Raw genomic sequence first — 19,222 nt, 5'->3', positions numbered from 1 at the left:
TGCCATTGCAGCCGCCCGTCACAAATGCGCCGCCGGTTGTTTTCTGAGTCGATGCCGGAAGTGCCAGCCGACAAGGTAACATCAGGCGAAATGTCGTTTGTGCTGTTAAACAGGATCCACTCTGCGTAAATGCCGGTGGTTTGTGCTCCCTATGGGGTGGCAGAATCCCGGGTGGCTACGGTGGCAAATGCGGAGCCGCTAAAATTAATACCAAAAGCTAAGGCCAGCGTTGAAATTTTTATGTTGTTAATCTCTTCAAAGCGTGTCTGCAACCCCTTCCACATGAAGACGATGAGACGTAACTTAGATTAAGACTCATGGACCCGCACGGCCGAGTAATTGTTAGCCATGGCTGCAAGATGGCATAGCAGTAAACTGCACTTAATCGGCTATTGATGACGGTTGTTCAATTAGTGCCTCAAAATCAACCACAAAACGCTATTGTTTTTCATCGTTAATAATGACTTGCTTTTGTCCTCGCCTGAGCAGACGAATATCAGGGCATTTCTAATAATTCAACTTCCGTCGTGATACTGCGTTGCTCATAAAAAACTTCTTCTGACATATCAATCATATGCGGCGTCCAAATTTTTTAATCGCGCCTTGCCTAGCTTAGCAATTTGAATTATTAGAGGCCCCCATCAATCTTTAAACTGCCAAATCCGGCATGCGCCAGCAATTGGTCCAGCAGTTGAATAAGTCGCTATTTTTAATAGAGTTATCATTGGATAACATAGTGTATGTTTCAGCATTTTTATCTGAAATGGTGTTGTTATTTGTGTTTATACAACAGGCGTGTACAGGAGATGGGGCGGATTTTGTATAAAAGTCGATGGCTTGGTCATCAATGTCGCAGCAAAGCAAAATGATGGGGTACACTGGGGCAAAGTGCCTATCATTTCAATGGTAGAGGATAGCCGATTATTTTGTGTTCTGTTCCAAGCTGTAAGCCATTGAAAAATAAATATAAGATGGTTTTATGGGGGTGTTTATGCGATGGTTTGTTCAAGCAGCGTTTAAAATAAATACCAATTGCAGCGCAGTCCGCTGGTTGAGTATGTCTCGGATATGTACCCGGATATTTAATTGTGCAGCAGTGGCATTTGAATTTTCATTCCAATTTGTTAAGGGTGTTGATGCATAGTCATCTGATCACTGGCATGTTGTTAATTTCGCGTTCTCTGGTCGTTTTCTTCTGGGCCTTGTTGAGCTATCCTGCACAGGCCTCCTCAGCTCACACTTCCTCAATCACTGTGATCAGTGATGATAATTACCCTCCTTATTTATTTAAAGATGCAGACGGTAACACGGTCGGAATCGTTGCCGATATCTGGGCGCTATGGGAGCAAAAAACCGGGGTAAAAGTCACGCTGGTCTCGACCGTCTGGGAGAGCGCACAGCAACAGCTATTGAGTGGCCAGGCAGATGTGATTGAAATGATCTTTAAAAACTCAGAGCGGGAGAAAAACTATGCGTATTCGCCGCCTTATGCTCAGGTGCCTGTGGGTATTTATGCCCATGAAAGTCTGACTGGCCTCACCTCGCCAGCCTCATTGTCAGGATTTACGGTTGGCGCGCAAAAAGGGGATGGGTGCATTTTTAAACTCAAGGAAGCGGGTGTTAAGTCGTTCAGGCTTTATAACAGTTATGAAGAGATTATTCAGGCGGTATTACACCAGCAAGTGAAAATAGTGTGTATGGACGATTACCCTGCCCGTTATTATCTATATCGGCTGGATAATACAAATCAGGTCAGGCGTGCGTTTGGCCTTTATGAGGGGCAGTTCCACCGGGCAGTCAGCAAAAACAATCTGGCGATGCTGGCATTGGTCGAGAAGGGGATGGTTGCAATATCTCCACATGAAGTGGCTGCAATTGAGGAGAAATGGAAAGGGAGTTATGTCCAGGCGTTTTCATATTCCAAGAGAGTATTTTATCTCATTTCTGGATTGGGGCTGGTGGCAGCCATCATGGCGCTCTCAATTTTAACCTTACGCCTCGCGGTTAAACGAAAAACCCTGGAAATTGAAAATAAAAGCCTTGAGATTGAACATCAGCGCGCCCGTTTGCAAAATATTCTCGATGCAACGCGCGCCGGCACATGGGAATGGAATGTGCAAACAGGTGAGTGCCAGTTTAATGCACGATGGGCTGAAATGCTGGGCTATGCTTCTGGTGAGTTAATGCCCTTTTCTGTAGAGACAGCCCAGCGCTTGATACATCCGGATGACTGGCAAAAAGCTAAAAGTCTGGTTGCACAGCATCTGGCTGGTGAAAGTGAGTTTTATGAGTGCGATATTCGCATGCGTCATAAACAGGGGTACTGGATATGGGTCGCTGACCGAGGGCAGCTCATTCCACGTTCAGCGGCCCATTTGCCGTTGATGATGAGTGGGACGCATATTGATATCACGGAAAAAAAAGAGGCCGAGCAGGAGATATGGCGTCAGGCTAACTATGACAGCCTCACCCAACTGCCGAACCGGCATTATTTCAATTGTCATGTTTTACAGGGGCTGGAATCAGCCAAAGAAAATAAGCAGCGTGTGGCTTTGCTTGCGCTGGATCTTGACAGGTTCAAGGAGGTAAACGATACCTTGGGTCATCACCGTGGTGATGAGTTGCTGGTGCAGGCCGGGCAGCGCATACGCAATGAAGTGGAAGCGCAAGCTATGGTGGCACGTCTTGGTGGGGATGAATTTGCGATTATGTTACCCCTGGTCAGTGATGCTGCGCTCGCGAAGCTGTGTGAGCGATTGCTCGGTGCACTTTCAAGTAGCTATGTGCTGGAAGGGGAGCGTGTATTTGTCACGGCCAGTATTGGAGTGAGTATTTTTCCGGATGATGCTGCGACCGCGGCTGAAATGATGCGCCATTCTGATCAGGCGATGTATGATGCCAAAAATAATGGGCGTAACCAGTTTCGTGTCTTTACGCCTGCCATGCAGGAGGCGCTGGATACACGCATGGCGCTTGCCAGAGATTTGCGCCTTGCCGTTGAAAATGGAGAGTTGCGCGATTATTATCAACCGATAGTTGATTTGCATACTGGGGAAATTGTCAAAGCCGAAGCGTTGATGCGTTGGCAGCATCCTGCCCTGGGGTTGATTGGACCTACGGTGTTTATTCCCGTCGCGGAAGAAATAGGTGCCATTATTGAAATGGGTGACTGGATATTTCAGCAAGCTGCGCATCATATATTGCAGTGGCAGTCTTTGGTGGGAGCGGCTTTTGCCATTAGTGTGAACAAATCTCCAGTGCAGTTTACCGGACACCAGTTGAGCAAAAATGATTGGGTTTCTCATCTCAGGTATATGGGTATAGAGGGTAGGCGTATTGTGGTTGAAATCACTGAGGGTTTGTTGCTGAACCCGGATCCTGAAATTGAAGATATTTTGTTGCACTTCAGAGATGCTGGTATCCAGGTAGCGATAGATGATTTTGGAACAGGCTATTCGTCCTTGTCGTATTTGACCAAGTTTGATATTGATTATCTGAAAATAGATCAGTCATTTACACGACATTTAAACGAAGGCAATGAAAGTTATGTGCTCTGTGAAGCCATTATAGTGATGGCACACAAATTAGGTCTGAAAGTCATTGCGGAGGGTGTGGAAACAGCCTTGCAACGTGATTTACTCCGCGCCATTCACTGTGATTTTGCTCAAGGGTATTTTTATTCACCTCCAGTGCCAGCAGAGACGTTCAAAACGCTGCTGGAACAGGGAAAGGTTACCGCTACCCAGATGTAAGTCGCGTTTAGTGCATGCGATTGATGCTATGGCTTAAAACGTGTGCGAAAGCTGCACTGTCAGAATGTTCGCATGACCGGAATATTCACCAGAAACCAGGCCTTTGCCGGGTGTGTCATCATGAATGTGGGCATCCTTGATAAACAAATACGCATAGCCTGCATCAAGAGTGGTTTGCGCTGAATATTGCCAGGAAAATCCAGCCGACAACCAGATTCTGTCGTTACCTGGAATGCGAACTGTTCTGTGTTTGTTGTCTATCGCTTCCTGATCATAAGCCACACCGCTGCGCAGTTTTAATGTCTCCGAGAAGCGATAGTTCAAGCCCGCAGAATAACGCAAAGTGTTGTTCCAATGCTCTGTGGTGGATGACAGTATAGAATTGGATCCGTTATCTCGAATCACACTCAGGTTTTTAAATTGGCTCCAGCGCGTCCAGGTAATGTCTGTTAGTAAGTCCCATCGCTCGTTCAGTTGGCTAAAAGTACTGAATGCAAGGCTTTCAGGCAGTGTGATGTCAGCTTTAATATCTGTGTTTAGTGTATTACTGGGTAACCCATTTAGCGCAGTGACGGAAGACTTGGATTTGCCTTCCAGCTGCTGCGTGACTTTTGAACGGTAGGCCAGACCTATGCGCGTGTCAGGAGTGATTTGGTAGATGGCACCAAGATTAAAGCCAAATCCCCAGTCGTCACCTTGATTTCTGACCAGGGGCTGACCCAGTCCAAAGCCTGTCAGATTGGCCACGCTGCTCAGGTCTGCTTTGGCCCACATCGCCGAAATGCCCACGCCTAATGACAATTGGTCATTCATTTTCCATGCCAGCGAGGGATTGATGTTAATGGTTTTAAGTTCTGATTTCACACCTTGAAAACGGCCAATCCAGTCACGATCATATTCTGTTTTTAACCCAAATGGGCTAGAAATTCCAATGCCAAATTGCAGGTTGGAGGCAAGTTCCTGTTTGTAATACAAATTGGGAAGAAACGCCCAAGTACCGATGTCTCCACCTTCACTACCAGTAGCTGAGGGGTCAGCGTTGTGAAAGTGGCCGGTAGGTTTGATGGCAAACAGTGCCCCCACTAACTGCGTGCCATGCAGATAGGTCATGCCCGCAGGATTGAAATAAATGGTGCTGGCGTCTTCCGCGACTGCTGCAGCCCCTGCGTAAGCATTGCCAAGACCGCTGCCACTTTGCTCTGACAACCCAAATCCCGCAGCATGCACTAGCGCTTGATGTGCGCCCAGCAGGCTATAAATAATTGCGGACAGCAGTCTGCCTGACATATGTGGAATCCCCCCCTGCGATGTTGGTTATTTTTACTTTTTAAAAGCATAGCATAGGATATTTAAATATGGAGTGCGGATATGCCAGCCAGCTGGTAACAATTTAGGCAAGCACGTTAAGCAGGACGGACTAGTTTACTTTGAATAAACTATTAAGGATTGTACGGTTTTTAGTGACAGCATCCCTTGTGGCTTCGATGCTCCATGGGCTTGCATTTTTATTTTGCTGGCTTTCTTATTGCCTGTTTCTTAAGCATTCGTACTGGCTATTTTGCGGAAGGCCGGCGGAATGCTTTCCGGGAAATCGGCCAGAAATGTCGTCGTCTGACTTGCTGATAATGCGGCACTGAACAGGTAGCCTTGCACATGATGGCAATGCTTGTATTGCAGGTATTCAAATTGAATGCTGCTTTCTACCCCTTCTGCAACTACTTTGAGATTCAGGCTGACAGCCAGCGCCACTAAGGCGTCAATAATCGCGATATCTACCTTGTCGTGCGGAATCCCTGCTGTAAATTGCTTGTCAATTTTCAGGATATCTACAGGAAGTTCTTTGAGGTAGTTCATGGAGGAATAGCCAATGCCAAAGTCGTCAATGGCGATGCCGATTCCCAGTTGCTTCAAAGCATACAATACATGCTTGGATGCTTCGACGTTGCGCATGATCATGGACTCGGTAATTTCAAGATTGACGGTGCGTGGCGCAATGCGGTGCCGTTCGATCGCATGGTGGATGGTTGTAGCCAGGCTGTCATCTTCCAGTTGGCGAGATGAAATATTGATGTTCATAAACAAATCGACATCAAAGGTTTGCTGCCACATTGCCAACTGCTTTAATGACTGGTCAATGACCCACTCGCCAATGTTGATGATTAAGCCTGAGCCTTCCGCCAGGTGAATAAAACGGTCTGGTGTTAGCAGATCTTTGCTTGGATGCCGCCATCTCAACAGAGCCTCAAAGCCGATAATTTTAAGGAGTTGCGTATGAATAATTGGCTGAAAAAACAGTTCAAGCTCATTATTCTGCAAGGCATAGTGAAGCTCTTCACGCAAGTGTTTTAATTGTTGCGGGTTCACGTCGACGGCATCGAGATAAAAACGGTAAGTATTGCGGCCAGCGTCTTTTGCCCAGTAAAGTGCTACATCAGCATTTTTGAGAATATCGGTTTTAGAATCCACGCCTGGGCGGAAGTAAGCAACACCAATGCTGACTCCGATGTGGATTTCATGGTCATCGACGATGAATTTTGCCGACAGTGTTTCAATAACCCGCTGACAAACCCGTTCAATCTGCGCCCGGCTGGGTGCATGCAGAATGATGGCAAATTCATCGCCTCCCAAACGGAATACATTATCATCTTGAGACATATTGCCGCGCAGCCGATGTGCGACCTGTAGAAGCAGCTTGTCCCCTGTATGATGGCCAAAGGCGTCATTGACTGACTTAAAGCGGTCAAGATCAAGCATCAGCAAGTAAACATGTGTATTTTCATCTATCTTTGCTGATAGCTGTGCAGACATGTGCTCTTCAAACGCATGACGGTTTAGCAGCTGGGTATTTTTGTCATAATGTGCCAGAAACTGTAGTTTTTTCTCAATTTCTTTACGATGCTGCAGTTCTGTTTGTAATTGCGCATCCCGCTGGCTGATACTTTCCAGCATATTGTTAATCCCTTTGCCCAGCATGCCGATTTCGTCATGACTGGTGACTCTCACGCGCTGATCGTAATGGTGGTACGTGGTGATGTCACTCACAAATTGCTGTAACGCATGAATAGGTTGCACAATATAGCGATTGAGTCCCCACATCACTGACCAACCTGTGAGCATCGCAGCAATGATGGCAAGCGCATTAGACCAGGCAAAACCAATCAGTCGGTCTACAACCTGGTTCTGTTTGACAACTGTCCCTAATACGCCCTCAGACTTGCCATCAACAATGATAGGCGTGTTTATTGTAAAGTCGCCAAAGTAGCGGTAGAGCCAATGCCATGGCGATGGCGCGTCATCGATATTTGGCTCGAAACTGCCAAGTTGTTTTTGCTCCGTATTAAGTATCATCACAATGCGGATATTTTTGTTTTCTGTGAGTGGAATCAGAGACTGTGTTGCGGACTCCAGTTCATCAAACTTCACTGCCGGGCCAATCGCCGCGGCGACAACGCTCATTTGAGTGTTGATATCACGGATGAGTTGCGCGCGTTGTGTATGGTACTGACTACCCAGTGCTATGGCCAGAAATACCAATAAAGAACTGGACATCAATGCCAACTGGGTAAGTAGCAGCTTTTGAGCAATTTTGAGGTTACGCAGTGAGGTTAGCATAAAAAATCAATCGCTATTGATACGGTTCTCAAGGGTTATCAGACGTGAGTCAAAACTCGCTATGACTTATTGGGCCATTTATAAGCGGAGCAGAATGTAAGTGGGTCACAAATGGATTGCGTTTGCCCTGAACGCTGATTTTTATATGGCTATACACCGAAATGCTGTAAATCGTATGCCCAACCGCCAGTACGCTATGAGTAGCCAGAGCTTGTAGTAATTCTAACGGTTTTTTATAGTCAATATTCTCAATATACAATAGATTGCAGCCTTTAACTTTTTCATTGCTTTTGATTGTCGGAAAAAGCACTAACAAATTCTGCATTTTTTGTGTGTGGCTTATGGCACGCGTTCTGAAGCCTGAATTTTTCTTAAGCATATATGCGGGATCGACATCTTGGCTCAATCTCTGGCGCTTGCTAAAAGCATCTTGGAAGCGTTGTGAACGCGGTTTGAGTCCCCCTGATTGCAATTAGCAGCAGCCATGCATGCATCTCTCAAATCAACGTCATTCAGTAAAAATGCAGTGAATAGCATTGGAATCTATACTGCGCGCATAAACGTGCAAGCATTTTGATAAAAAAACGCCTGATTTTCTGGCTAATCATGTATTTGGCTTTGCCAAGAGGGGCTAATACTGGCTATGAGAGGTGGCTAAGTTGGGTGAAGGCTTTAAGTCAAATGCAACGCAAATGCGCTCAGCATCAGCATCGAATGGAATGGTGCGATGAAAAAGAGACGAGGGAAACAATACGATATCTCCGACTTTGGGTTTGATAAATGCCGTGGGAAAGTCAGTGTGTAGTTGCGGATATTGGTCACCGTGCGTTCCGTATTCGAAAGCCCCTTCTTTAGGGTCTACAGTTTCTGGCATTGCCAGATAAACAGCGCCACTTATCCAGCCAATTTCATGAATATGCGCGTCCAGATGACCGCCTTTATGCATTCTCACATACCATGAGCTGGTAAAGTCCAGCGCCTCTGGAAAATGACTGATGAGTGCGCAATTGGCTGCATTGAAATGTGTTCGGTAGTTGCTGAACTCGCGTTTGACCAACTCTCCTAGCGCTCTAAAAGCTGGCTCTGAGCGCTTGAACAGGTTGCCAGCAGATTGTTTGCCGTTGGTGAGACGTGCCTGTTTGCGTTCTGCAATGTCCGTCTGAGCAATGTTATTGAGTAGTTCTTCAAGCAATGCAGTGCCGGGCGCCAACTCCGGAATGCTGCGCTGATAAACGAAATCCAGCCCATTCGGACAAAACTGATAAGGATCGGCTTCGCCATGATTGATGCTGTAATGTGTTGATAAAGTGGCAATAAATGGAGCTGTATGTGCCCCTTGTTTGGCGATGGTGTCACGCAATTGCTTGAATGCTTCAAATTGCTCTGCACGATAAAGGCAGTACAGAACCCGTGCTTGCCAGTCGTCCAGTTGCGAGGTTTCAAAATAAGGAATGGCTTCTTCAAAACGCTTGGCAAGGTATAAAAACTCGCCCATGTTGTAATTGGCATTCGCATGTTGCGGATTACGCTGGAGTGCTTGCTGGTAATAGTGGACAGCTTGTGACATGTCACCCTGGTCGCGGCAGGTTTCCCCAAGGTTGTTGTAAGCGTCTGTATAGTTTGGGAAAAGTGTAATTGCCTGCTCGTAACTGGACACAGCATCTGCTAATAAGCCTTTGTCGCGCAGCGCCGTGCCCAGATTAAAGTGGCCGCGCGGATCTTGGGGTTGAATGGTCAGGCCTGTGCGGTAACTTGCAATTGCCTCATCCAGTTTGCCTTGTTTTTGCAGCAAGGTTCCGAGGTTGCCATGCGCTTCAAAAAAACGTGGGTTTAGCGAAATTGATTTGCGATAAGCTTGTTCAGCCTCTTGCCATTGACCAAGATGCGTCAGCACAATGGCATAGTTAAACCACAACTCAGGGGAGGTGGCTTGTAATTGTAAAGCCCGATGATAGGCTTGGGCTGCTTGTGGGTATTGCTGGCTTTGATCTAGTGCTAATGCCAGCACATGATGCAATACAAATTCACGAGGATGTTGTGCAAGAAGCAGGCGTGCTCGTTGCACAACATTTGCGAACTGCCCTAGGCTGAGCAGTTGAATGAGTCCGTTAATTTCTTGTGGTAGCGTTTTGGCCATGAAGAAGAATTCCTGAATACATTACAATTTTGTAACATATATTACAATTCCGCAACATGTTGATGGTCAGGCTGCTGCAAGCACTCTCGCGTCTGAGCTATTTTGAGCTGTAGTTTTCTTTGATTAGTTGATTAAAGCAGGGTTGATTTGTACGTTATCAGAGAGTTGTTTTAACAGGCGCACGGCTATTTTTGGGTCCTCTTGCAACAGGTCGTCCATGTATTCAGCGTAAATTTCAATCAGGGTGGCATGTGATGAGGTCACGATGGCGCTGGCGATAGCCGGTTGGGATGAAAACAGCGCAATCTCACCAAAAAAATCACCATTTTGCAGAATACGCAGCGGCTGTAACGTACCACTTTCCTCCCGTCTTACCAGTTGCACTGTGCCCTCTAGTACCATGTAATAATGTCGCCCCGAACCGCCCTGCTGAAAAACAACAGCATTCTGGGTATAAGTTTTTCCGTACCTGCGCAGCAATGCATGCAGATAATGTTGTTGATTTGGAAGGTCGTCAAACAAGCCCTTCAAAAGCAATACATCTTTTTGTCTTAGCGTCACCATCAACTCAATCCCAATCAGAAATACAGCAAAATTGAGATAAAGCCAGCTGATTGAAACGAACATGGCTTTCATGCTGCCAAAAATGGCGCCGTAATTTTTGTTGATACTCAGAAATAGTCCAAACGCTGGCCGCATAAGCATCCATAGGGTTGCTGTGACCATGGCCGAAAATATTAAATGACGCCAATTGATATTTAGCGGGCAAAAGGCATGATAAAAACCGGCAATCAATGTAGTGGTCAATAGTAGGGATAGCAGGCCGCCCATAACGGTGATCAGGCTGGCAGGCAGATGTGTAGCTAAAAATAGAATGACTGACTCCAGGATGAATCCGGCGGCAGTAAACAAGAAAAACACCATCAAAACACCCAGTACGGCAATCACATCTCTGATTTGTTTATTCCAGAATGATGGCACATCTCGTCGGCTCGCAATCAGGTAAAAGCTGGATCGCATATGCGCGGCGAGGGGCGTGATTGTCCATAGCAGTACCAGAAATCCGACAAGCCCCCAGGCTGCCCGGGTTTGTGTGTTGTTGTAGACCTCTATCATGATGCGCTGACTGAATTCAGGCAGCAGGTTGCTGGTCAGTATCGCCAGTTTGACAATGGCGTAGTCAGACGAGTACACCAGGTGGCTGATTAAAAAGAAAATCAGTACGATGAGCGGAATCAGCGCAAACAGGGCATAGAAAGATAATGCAGCTGACAAGCCCATGACATTATGCTTGCTGATGCCGCGTAGCGTTGCAACAAGAACAAACCACGGCGACTCATATGCATACTGCATAAGGTATTTTCGTAACTGTTGCCAATGGCGTTGCCAAAAGTGGTATACGTTCGTAATGAGCATATTTGGGTGTGCAAAAGCTACGTTGCAGAAAGTGCTTTGTAACGCTCAGTAGTTTCCAGCAATGCTTGGCAAGTTCCTTCTTCCATTGCAGAGTGACCAGCATCTGCAATCATGAAAAAGCGCGCATGCGGCATGCTTTGACTAAGTTGCCAAGCTGTCTGTGGGGGGCAGACCATATCATAACGTCCCTGAACAATGGTTGATGGAATGCGTTCAAGCTTTTCTTTTGCTTGCTCTAACAACCTTTCGCCATCAATAAAACACATGTGCTGAATATAGTGAATCTGTACTCTTGCGCGTGCAAGCTCTACAGCGCCATTGATGTGACTGGTATCAACTTTTGGTAGCAAACTCATGATACTGGTTTCAAAGGCATTCCAGCGGATGGCGGCCGGGATGCTGATGGCAGTATCCATATTAAATATAAGCGCACTGTAATACCCCAGGATATTTTCCTGCTGGTCCATGGGGACATCTATTGTCAGTGCTTGCCAGGCATCCGGGAAAAACAGCGCGACCTGTCCTAAAAACCAGTCAATTTCGTGAGGCCTGCTTAGAAATACTCCTCGCAGGGTCAAGCTTATTGCAGTTTGCGGGTATTGAGTGGCGTAAGCCAGTGCAAGTGTGCTTCCCCATGAACCGCCGAAGATATGCCAGCGATTAATTCCTAAGTGCTTTCTTATTTTTTCAATGTCGAAGACGAGATCGTCAGTAGTGTTTTGGGTGGTCTCACCTGCTGGTTGGCTCCTTCCGCAGCCGCGTTGATCAAATAAAATAATCCTGTAGTGCATGGGGTCAAAAAAGCGCCGCTGCATCGTGTTGCAGCCGCTGCCCGGGCCACCGTGTAAAAACAATACCGGAGTGCCGGATGGGTTGCCACATTGTTCCAGATAAAGAGTGTGAACTGGGTCGACTTGTAACATCTCATGCTGAAAAGGGCTGCATTCTGGATACATATTAAAGCTGCTCATAAATCTAATTTTCTGTAATCTTTTGATTTTATTAATAAAAAAATATGGATGTCGTACGCTTTAAAAAAACGCAAAATAAATCCGGAATATTTGTAACCAATTTGTAACTAAACTGTTGCAATGTGAAATAAAATGTTCTATATTGCAATCCTCACGCGATGCAAGTGAATTATTCTGTCAATAAGAAAGAATTTTTCCCTTGAGGAAAGTGTGATTAAAGTATGCGTGATAACTTGGGTTGTTACCAGTCCTAGTGGTGTCAAGTGTAACGTGTACTTCATACAAACCCTTAGTATTAACTTTGGAGATCAATATGCAAGTTAACAAAATCAAACTGGCCTTAGGTTTAGTTGCTGGTGTAGCTGTTGCGATGCCTATGGTTGCATCTGCCGCCGCTGACCAAGAAGCAGCAATGGCTAATGCTAACAACTGGGCGCACCCACGTGGCCAACACAATAACCAAGGCTACAGCGCCCTGGCACAAATCAATAAAGGTAACGTTAAAAACCTGAAAGCATCCTGGACATTCGCTACTGGTGTAAACCGTGGTCACGAAGGTTCTCCAGTTGTTGTGGGCAACATGATGTATGTACATACAGCATTCCCAAACAACGTATACGCTTTGGATTTGAACGACAACCAAAAAATCGTTTGGTCCTATTTCCCTAAACAAGACCCAAGCGTTCAAGCAGTTCTGTGCTGTGACAACGTTTCACGTGGTCTGGGCTACGGCGACGGCAAAATCTATCTGCAACAAAACGACGGTATGTTGGTTGCTTTAGATGCAAAAACTGGTGCTAAAGCTTGGGAAGTTAAAAACACTGACCCAAAAGTTGGTGCTACTAACACAAACGCTCCACACGTAATCAAAGACAAAGTATTGACCGGTTGTTCAGGTGCTGAGTTCGGTGTACGTTGCTTTATTGTTGCTTACAACATTAAAGATGGTTCACTGGCATGGAAAGCATACTCCACAGGTCCAGATAGCGAAATCTTGCATGACGCTAACACCAACAAAGAAAACCCACAGTACAACGCTCTGTCTGTTTACCAAGATGTAAACGGTGGTAACAAAGAGGGTGGTTCTTTCAAAAAGATCCCTAACGATCAACTGAAAATTGGTGAAAAAGAACTGGGTACACGTACTTGGTTGAAACCACAAGCTGTGAAAGACGGCTGGCAACATGGTGGCGGTTCCGTATGGGGCTGGTGGCCATATGATGCCAAGACAAACTTGGTATACTACGGTTCAGGCAACCCATCTGTTTGGAACCCAGACGTACGTCCAGGCGACAACAAATGGTCCATGACAATCACTGCACGTGATCTGGACACTGGTGTTGCTAAATGGGCAATGCAAATGACACCACACGATGAGTGGGATTACGACGGTATCAACGAAGTAATTCTGTTCGACAAAGGTGGCAAAACCTACGCATGGCACCATGACCGTAACGGTTTCATCTACACATGGCAAGCTGGTAATGGTTCATTGGTTGCAGCTGAAAAAGTGCATCCATTTGTTAACTGGGCTAACAGTGTTGACCTGAAAACAGGTGTACCAGATAAATTGGCATCTGCTTCAACTCACCAAGACTACAATGCTAAGGGTGTTTGCCCAGCTGCTTTGGGTACTAAAGACCAACAGCCTGCTGCTTACTCTCCAAAAACTGGTTTGATGTACACACCATTGAACCACGTATGTATGACATACGAGCCAGTTGAGTCCAAATACGTTGCTGGTCAACCATGGGTTGGTGCTACATTGACCATGTTTGCTGGTCCAGACGGCGTGATGGGTGGTTTCGGTGCTTACGACCCAATGACCAACAAAAAGGTTTGGTACAACAAAGAGAAATTCTCTGCTTGGGGCGGTGCTCTGACTACAGCTTCTAACATCGTGTTCTACGGTACTTTGGATCGTTGGTTCAAAGCTGTTGATGCACAATCAGGTAAAGAACTGTGGAAATTCCAAGTAGGTTCTGGCGTGATTGGTAACGCATTCACATACGGTAACAAAGGTAAACAATACGTTGGCGTACTGTCCGGTATCGGCGGTTGGGCTGGTGTTGCGATGAACCTGGGTATGACCAACGACACTGATGCATTGGGTGCTGCTGGTGGTTACAAAGAGTTGACCAAGTACAACGCTGCTCCTGGCGGCGGTGCACTGAATGTATTCTCACTGTAATTTAAGCAAGTCTTAGGTTATAAGTAAGTAATACCTGGCTCTATTAGACACCCTGCTTCGGCAGGGTGTTTTTTTATCAGCAATCATAATTGGATTGTATTGCTGATAAAAAAACAAAACTAAACAATGTTGCCAGTTCAAGCTAAGATGTGGGGTATTACGCCGAAGTTGACAGAACTTTTAGGGGTGATGTGACTCATAAAGTAGCAGGTCAGAGATCAAGATAAAAAGGATGAAACGAAAATGAAAAAAACATGGAATATATTGGGTGCGATTGGATTAATGAGTGTGATGCAAGCCACTGTATTTGCAGAGGAACTTGAAATTCCTTCACTCAATCCAGACGAAGGCCGTATTGGTGAAGTACGCCGTGTTGCAGATGACTCTGAATTCAAAGTCTGTGCTGATCCGGATAATATGCCGTACTCAAACCTAAAACTGGAAGGCTTCGAAGATAAAATTGCCAAGGTGCTTGCGGATGATTTGGGTAAGAAATTGACTTTTGCCTACGCCTACAATCGCCAGGGCTTTTTGCGCAATACGATTAATGCAATGCGTTGCGATGTCATTATCGGGATGACTTCTGATTTTGATGCGCTACGCACATCCAAACCGTACTATCGTTCTGGCCATGTATTCGTCTGGCGCAAGGATAGTAATTACAACATTGAAAACTGGGATTCCCCAGATCTGAAAAAAGGTATTATCGGGATTGTGGACAAGAGTCCCGCAACGATTCCCCTTAACGATTACAACTTGATGGGAAATGCCCGTCCATACCGTTTGCAACGCGATCTGAACTTGCCTACCAGCTTTGTGATTGATGACCTGATTAAAGGCGAGATTGATGTGGCAGTGATGTGGGGGCCAATCGCTGGCTATTATGCAAAACAATCAAAAGTGCCGCTGGAAATCCGATTGATCCCTGAATACAACAAGGTGAATCTAAAAGGTAAAGAATATTGGAACATTTCAGTCGCGGTTCGTCATAAAGATAAAGAGCGTATGAACTTGATTAATCAGGCACTCGAGCGCAATAAAGATAAAATTGACGCCATACTGAAAGATTACGGTATTCCAACGGTGCCGGTCGTTGAAGGTGATAGTGTGTATAAAAAGTAACAACTGTTTGAAAAAGTATTGTAAACAGTCAGTTAGTAATGACATACAGCAAAAAACGCAGTAGAATCGCAAGCTTGTTTTGAAATGGCTGTGTGAATAATTCTGTCATCTTGGTAGGAAAATTTCTGTCAACCGTTTCTGGCACGATTCGTTAAATGAGCATGCGTTGATTGTTAATTGTATTACCCGGTTAATTCACGCTCATTTTGTTTTGGATTAGGAGAAGACATGTTAGGCAATACACTTAAATCAGCATTAATGATTTCTTTGTTGGCTTTGGCTGGCAATGCAATGGCTGATATCACTTTTTCAAAAACAACTGATGGTTCAGCATTGGATATCGATAAATCAACATTCGATACACCTGCAGCCAAAGAGTTTTTGGCTACTGGCAAAAACCCATATGTCGGCAACGAAGATGCAATTAAAGCCGGTAAGAAAAAATTCAACTTGTACTCCTGTGTAGCTTGTCACGGTGGTAAAGGTGAAGGTGCTGTTGGACCAGGTTTGATCGGCTCTAACTTCCGTTATGCTAAAAACGCAACAAACAAAGGGATGTTTGAGACCATTTGGAACGGTACTAACGGTGGTATGGGTGCCAAGGGCTTCGGTTTGATGGCCCCGGATGATGGTTTGACACCAGATGAAGTATTGAAGGTCATTGCTTTTATTCGTAGCAATAGCAATGTGAAAATGACTGGTAACGAATAAACGTTATACAGTAGTCAAAAAACGGTCGCCAAGGTGACCGTTTTTTGTTTTTGTGGCAAAATAGAACGGTGATTTAGACATAAAAACTCAAAATAAAATCACTTCTATAAACATCGAAACTTGGGGATTTTGGATAATGCTAAAAATATATTTATATGTTGGATTGTTGGCAAGCTTGGTTGCCGGATGTGGCAGTCAATCATCGGGATCAGGTGAGGTTGCGTCTGAAGGTGGCGATGTCAAAGCGATACAGTTCGTCACTACGCAAGACGGACAGCCAATGCAAATTGATACGAAAATGTTCGATACGCCAGAGTCAAAGGAGTTTTTGGCAACTGGCAAGAATCCATATATTGGCAATGAAGAAGCAATTAAACAAGGCAAGAAAAAGTTTAATTTATTCTCATGTGTCGCTTGTCATGGTGGACATGGTGAAGGTGCAGTTGGCCCTGGGTTGATAGGCGAAAACTTTCGCTATGCAAAGAACGCAACCAACAAAGGCATGTTCGAGACGATCTGGCACGGAACCAATGGTGGCATGGGTGCAAAGGGTTTTGGTTTAATGGCGCCGGATGATGGCCTTAAGCCAGATGATGTTTTAAAGGTCATCGCATTTATTAGAAGTCATGCCAAAATTACTGGTAACGAATAACCGTTATAATGCAGTGTCTTGTGCGCGCTTGTGGGTATGGCAGGCGCGCATTTTTATTGAAGGATAGAGAGCAACGTGACAGACGAAAATAATTTACATCATGTGATCATCGTAGGTGGTGGTGCTGGCGGCCTTGAGTTGGCTACAAAGTTGGGTGACTCATTGGGTAAAAAGAAGAAGGCACGTATTACCCTGATTGACTCCACCAGAACGCATGTGTGGAAGCCTTTGTTGCATGAAATTGCAGCGGGTAGTATGGATCCGGATCGTCATGAGCTTGAATATCTTGCACAAGCACATTGGCACCATTTCAAATTCCGTCTTGGCCGCATGGATGGTTTGAATCGTGCAACTAAAGAAGTATTTTTGGCACCATTCCATGATGAGGATGGGAGTGAGGTGATTGCACGCCGTTCCTTTAAATATGATACTTTGATTATTGCTGTGGGCAGCACGACCAATGATTTTGGTATTAAAGGCGCACGCGAGTTTTCGCTTGCATTGGATACGCAGTCGCAAGCCCAGAAATTCCATCGTTATTTGCACAATGCCTTGTTGCGTGCGCAAACGCAACCCGAGCCCCTGAAGCCAGGTCAACTGGAAGTTGCAATTGTGGGTGCCGGTGCAACAGGTGTAGAGTTGGCTGCAGAATTGCACAATACAACACGTGAACTGACTGCGTATGGTCTGGACAAGATTGATCCTGATCGGGATGTCAAAATCTCATTGATAGAGGCCAGCGATCGTATTTTGCCTGCCTTGCCAACAAAATTGTCGTATGCGGTTGATGTCGAGTTGCGAAAACTACGTGTCAATGTATTCACTGGCGAGCGCGTTACTGAAGTTTCTGCTAAAGGGATTACTACCCACAGTGGGCGATTTATACCTGCGGAGTTGGTGGTTTGGGCTGCGGGCATTAAAGCGCCAGATTTCCTTAAAGATATTGATGGGTTGGAAACGAACCGGATCAACCAGTTGATTGTGAACCAACATTTACAATCCACGCGAGATGAGAATATTTTTGCGTTTGGGGATTGTGCTGCTTGTCCATGGTTAGGGCATGACAGTACTGTGCCCCCGCGTGCGCAAGCCGCCCATCAACAAGCATCCGTATTAGTCAAGACGGTCAAAGCACGTGTTGCAGGTAAAGATAGCTTGCCAGAGTTTCATTACCACGACTATGGGTCATTGGTGAATCTGGGTAAATACTCTACTGTCGGAAGTTTGATGGGTGCGGTTGCGGGCGGTAGCATGTATATTCAGGGACTGTTTGCACGCGTCATGTACCGGTCACTTTATAAAATGCACCTGATGGCATTACATGGAGTGTTGGCAGTCATTCTACATTCGATAGGGCGTATTATTTCGAGACGTACAGAGCCTCACGTTAAGCTGCACTAGTGAGCACACTAAATCAAAAGGGCGCTTAGGCGCCCTTTTGATTTAGTGTGCTCACTTAACTACCCTTGGTCTTTATTGAGGCACGCGTGCCCGCTTGCGATAGGCAATGGTAATTAACGACATACTGATAATAATAAACAGACCAAAGATGGCTACAATCGAATTGATTTCATACTGTTCGCCAACCATCCATGTATAGGCGCCAAGTAACAACAAGATGCCGATATTTTCGTTAAAGTTTTGAACTGCAATTGAGTGTCCGGCGCCTAGTAAATGATGACCACGATGTTGTAATAGGGAGTTCAGCGGAACAAGAAAGTAACCGGATAATACCCCAATGACAAATAATAGAATAGCAGCTATGAATGGGCTGGTAATCAACATCATGCTCATCACTAATACCCCCATGTAAATGCCCGCCGGGAGAACCTTGACGGCGTTTTCAAGCTGCACATAGCGCGATGCGATGACGGAGCCTGCAGCAATGCCAACTGCAAGAATTGCGATTAAGTAAGTGGCTTGTTGAGGTGAGAACCCTAATTTGATATCCGCCCATTTCAATACCACAAATTGTAATGTTGCCCCCGCTCCCCAGAAAAGTGTGGTCACTGCTAATGAGACCTGTCCTTGTGGATCCTTCCACAGCGTAACAAAAGCATGCCAGAAGTCCTTAAGTAGAAACCGCAATGTTTTCTGTTGTACCTGATGGTCGATCGGCAATTTTGGAATGTAATAGTTAAAAGCAGCTGCGAGCAAATAAAGTACGGTGATGCAAGCGATGCCAAGATAAGGATTATTAGCCGAGATTGATGCTCCAAGCACCGGCCCGAGAATGATGGCGGTTACTGTAGTTCCCTCCATCCAAGCGTTTGCCTTAATCAATTTGTGTGAAGGCAACATCTCGGTCAATATGCCGTATTTTGCGGGGGAGTATGCCGCTGCACCAATCCCGACGATGGCGTAAGCGTATAGCGGTGGCATGCCTGCAAGCGCCATCGCACAGCCAAAAAACTTGAGACCGTTACTCAGAAACATGACGCGGCCTTTGGGTAATGCATCTGCAAAGGGGCCGACAAAGGGCGCGAGAATAATGTAAGAGATCACAAAAAATTCACGCAACAGTGGCTCGTGCCAACTGGGAGCATTGAGCTTTGCCAACAGCGCAATTGCTGCAAATAGCAACGCATTGTCTGCGATTGCAGACAAAAACTGCGCAATCAGCAGCGTGAAGAAACCTTTAGCCATAACCCGTGGTAG

General features: G+C 45.7%; 13 protein-coding genes. 6 read left to right on the top strand and 7 right to left on the bottom strand.

All coding sequences use genetic code 11. The features are described 5' to 3' along the window. The first annotated feature begins 1,136 nt into the window (after positions 1-1,136). Positions 1,137-3,752: an EAL domain-containing protein gene (locus Q9291_RS06455; protein WP_306389210.1), complete on the top strand. Its 2,616-nt coding sequence runs from the start codon at positions 1,137-1,139 to the stop codon at positions 3,750-3,752. A gap of 33 nt (positions 3,753-3,785) precedes the next feature. Here Q9291_RS06455 and Q9291_RS06450 read toward each other — a convergent pair whose 3' ends face one another. The 6 genes from Q9291_RS06450 to pip all read right to left on the bottom strand — a co-directional run bounded on the left by Q9291_RS06450 (position 3,786) and on the right by pip (position 11,888). Next, positions 3,786-5,039 carry an OmpP1/FadL family transporter gene (locus tag Q9291_RS06450; protein WP_306389209.1) on the bottom strand — a complete coding sequence of 418 codons (1,254 nt, stop codon included), beginning with the start codon at positions 5,037-5,039 and terminating at the stop codon, positions 3,786-3,788. A gap of 249 nt (positions 5,040-5,288) precedes the next feature. Continuing rightward, positions 5,289-7,364: a GGDEF domain-containing phosphodiesterase gene (locus tag Q9291_RS06445; protein ID WP_306389208.1), complete on the bottom strand. Its 2,076-nt coding sequence runs from the start codon at positions 7,362-7,364 to the stop codon at positions 5,289-5,291. Positions 7,365-7,413: 49 nt separating this feature from the next. Then, positions 7,414-7,836, bottom strand: a complete 423-nt coding sequence (locus Q9291_RS06440; protein WP_306389207.1) for a hypothetical protein — start codon at positions 7,834-7,836, stop codon at positions 7,414-7,416. Between the two features lie 159 nt (positions 7,837-7,995). Then, a complete protein-coding gene (locus Q9291_RS06435) occupies positions 7,996-9,501 on the bottom strand; it encodes a tetratricopeptide repeat protein (protein ID WP_306389206.1) in 1,506 nt (501 codons plus the stop codon). Between the two features lie 123 nt (positions 9,502-9,624). Further along, positions 9,625-10,854: a YhjD/YihY/BrkB family envelope integrity protein gene (locus tag Q9291_RS06430; RefSeq protein WP_306389205.1), complete on the bottom strand. Its 1,230-nt coding sequence runs from the start codon at positions 10,852-10,854 to the stop codon at positions 9,625-9,627. An 80-nt stretch (positions 10,855-10,934) separates the two neighbouring features. Continuing rightward, on the bottom strand, positions 10,935-11,888 hold the full coding sequence (gene pip, locus Q9291_RS06425; RefSeq protein WP_306389204.1) for a prolyl aminopeptidase: 954 nt from the start codon (positions 11,886-11,888) through the stop codon (positions 10,935-10,937). Between the two features lie 313 nt (positions 11,889-12,201). On the opposite strand from pip, the gene Q9291_RS06420 reads away from it, so the two are divergent. The 5 genes from Q9291_RS06420 to Q9291_RS06400 all read left to right on the top strand — a co-directional run bounded on the left by Q9291_RS06420 (position 12,202) and on the right by Q9291_RS06400 (position 17,965). Further along, positions 12,202-14,079, top strand: coding sequence for a PQQ-dependent dehydrogenase, methanol/ethanol family (locus tag Q9291_RS06420; RefSeq protein ID WP_306389203.1), 1,878 nt, complete (start codon positions 12,202-12,204; stop codon positions 14,077-14,079). A 243-nt stretch (positions 14,080-14,322) separates the two neighbouring features. Then, positions 14,323-15,201, top strand: a complete 879-nt coding sequence (locus Q9291_RS06415) for a quinoprotein dehydrogenase-associated putative ABC transporter substrate-binding protein (RefSeq protein WP_306389202.1) — start codon at positions 14,323-14,325, stop codon at positions 15,199-15,201. Between the two features lie 228 nt (positions 15,202-15,429). Beyond that, positions 15,430-15,912 (top strand): c-type cytochrome, encoded by a 483-nt coding sequence (locus Q9291_RS06410; protein ID WP_306389201.1) that lies wholly within the window; start codon positions 15,430-15,432, stop codon positions 15,910-15,912. 136 nt (positions 15,913-16,048) lie between these two features. Continuing rightward, positions 16,049-16,564, top strand: a complete 516-nt coding sequence (locus Q9291_RS06405) for a c-type cytochrome (protein WP_306389200.1) — start codon at positions 16,049-16,051, stop codon at positions 16,562-16,564. 75 nt (positions 16,565-16,639) lie between these two features. Beyond that, the gene (locus tag Q9291_RS06400; protein WP_306389199.1) at positions 16,640-17,965 is read left to right on the top strand and encodes an NAD(P)/FAD-dependent oxidoreductase; all 1,326 of its coding nucleotides are present in this window, start codon (positions 16,640-16,642) and stop codon (positions 17,963-17,965) included. A gap of 72 nt (positions 17,966-18,037) precedes the next feature. Here Q9291_RS06400 and lplT read toward each other — a convergent pair whose 3' ends face one another. Continuing rightward, positions 18,038-19,210, bottom strand: a complete 1,173-nt coding sequence (gene lplT / locus Q9291_RS06395) for a lysophospholipid transporter LplT (RefSeq protein ID WP_306389198.1) — start codon at positions 19,208-19,210, stop codon at positions 18,038-18,040. Positions 19,211-19,222 lie beyond the last annotated feature (12 nt).

Source organism: Methylophilus aquaticus (genome assembly GCF_030769565.1).
GTDB lineage: Bacteria > Pseudomonadota > Gammaproteobacteria > Burkholderiales > Methylophilaceae > Methylophilus > Methylophilus aquaticus.
This window is presented reverse-complemented; position numbering and strand designations above follow the sequence as displayed.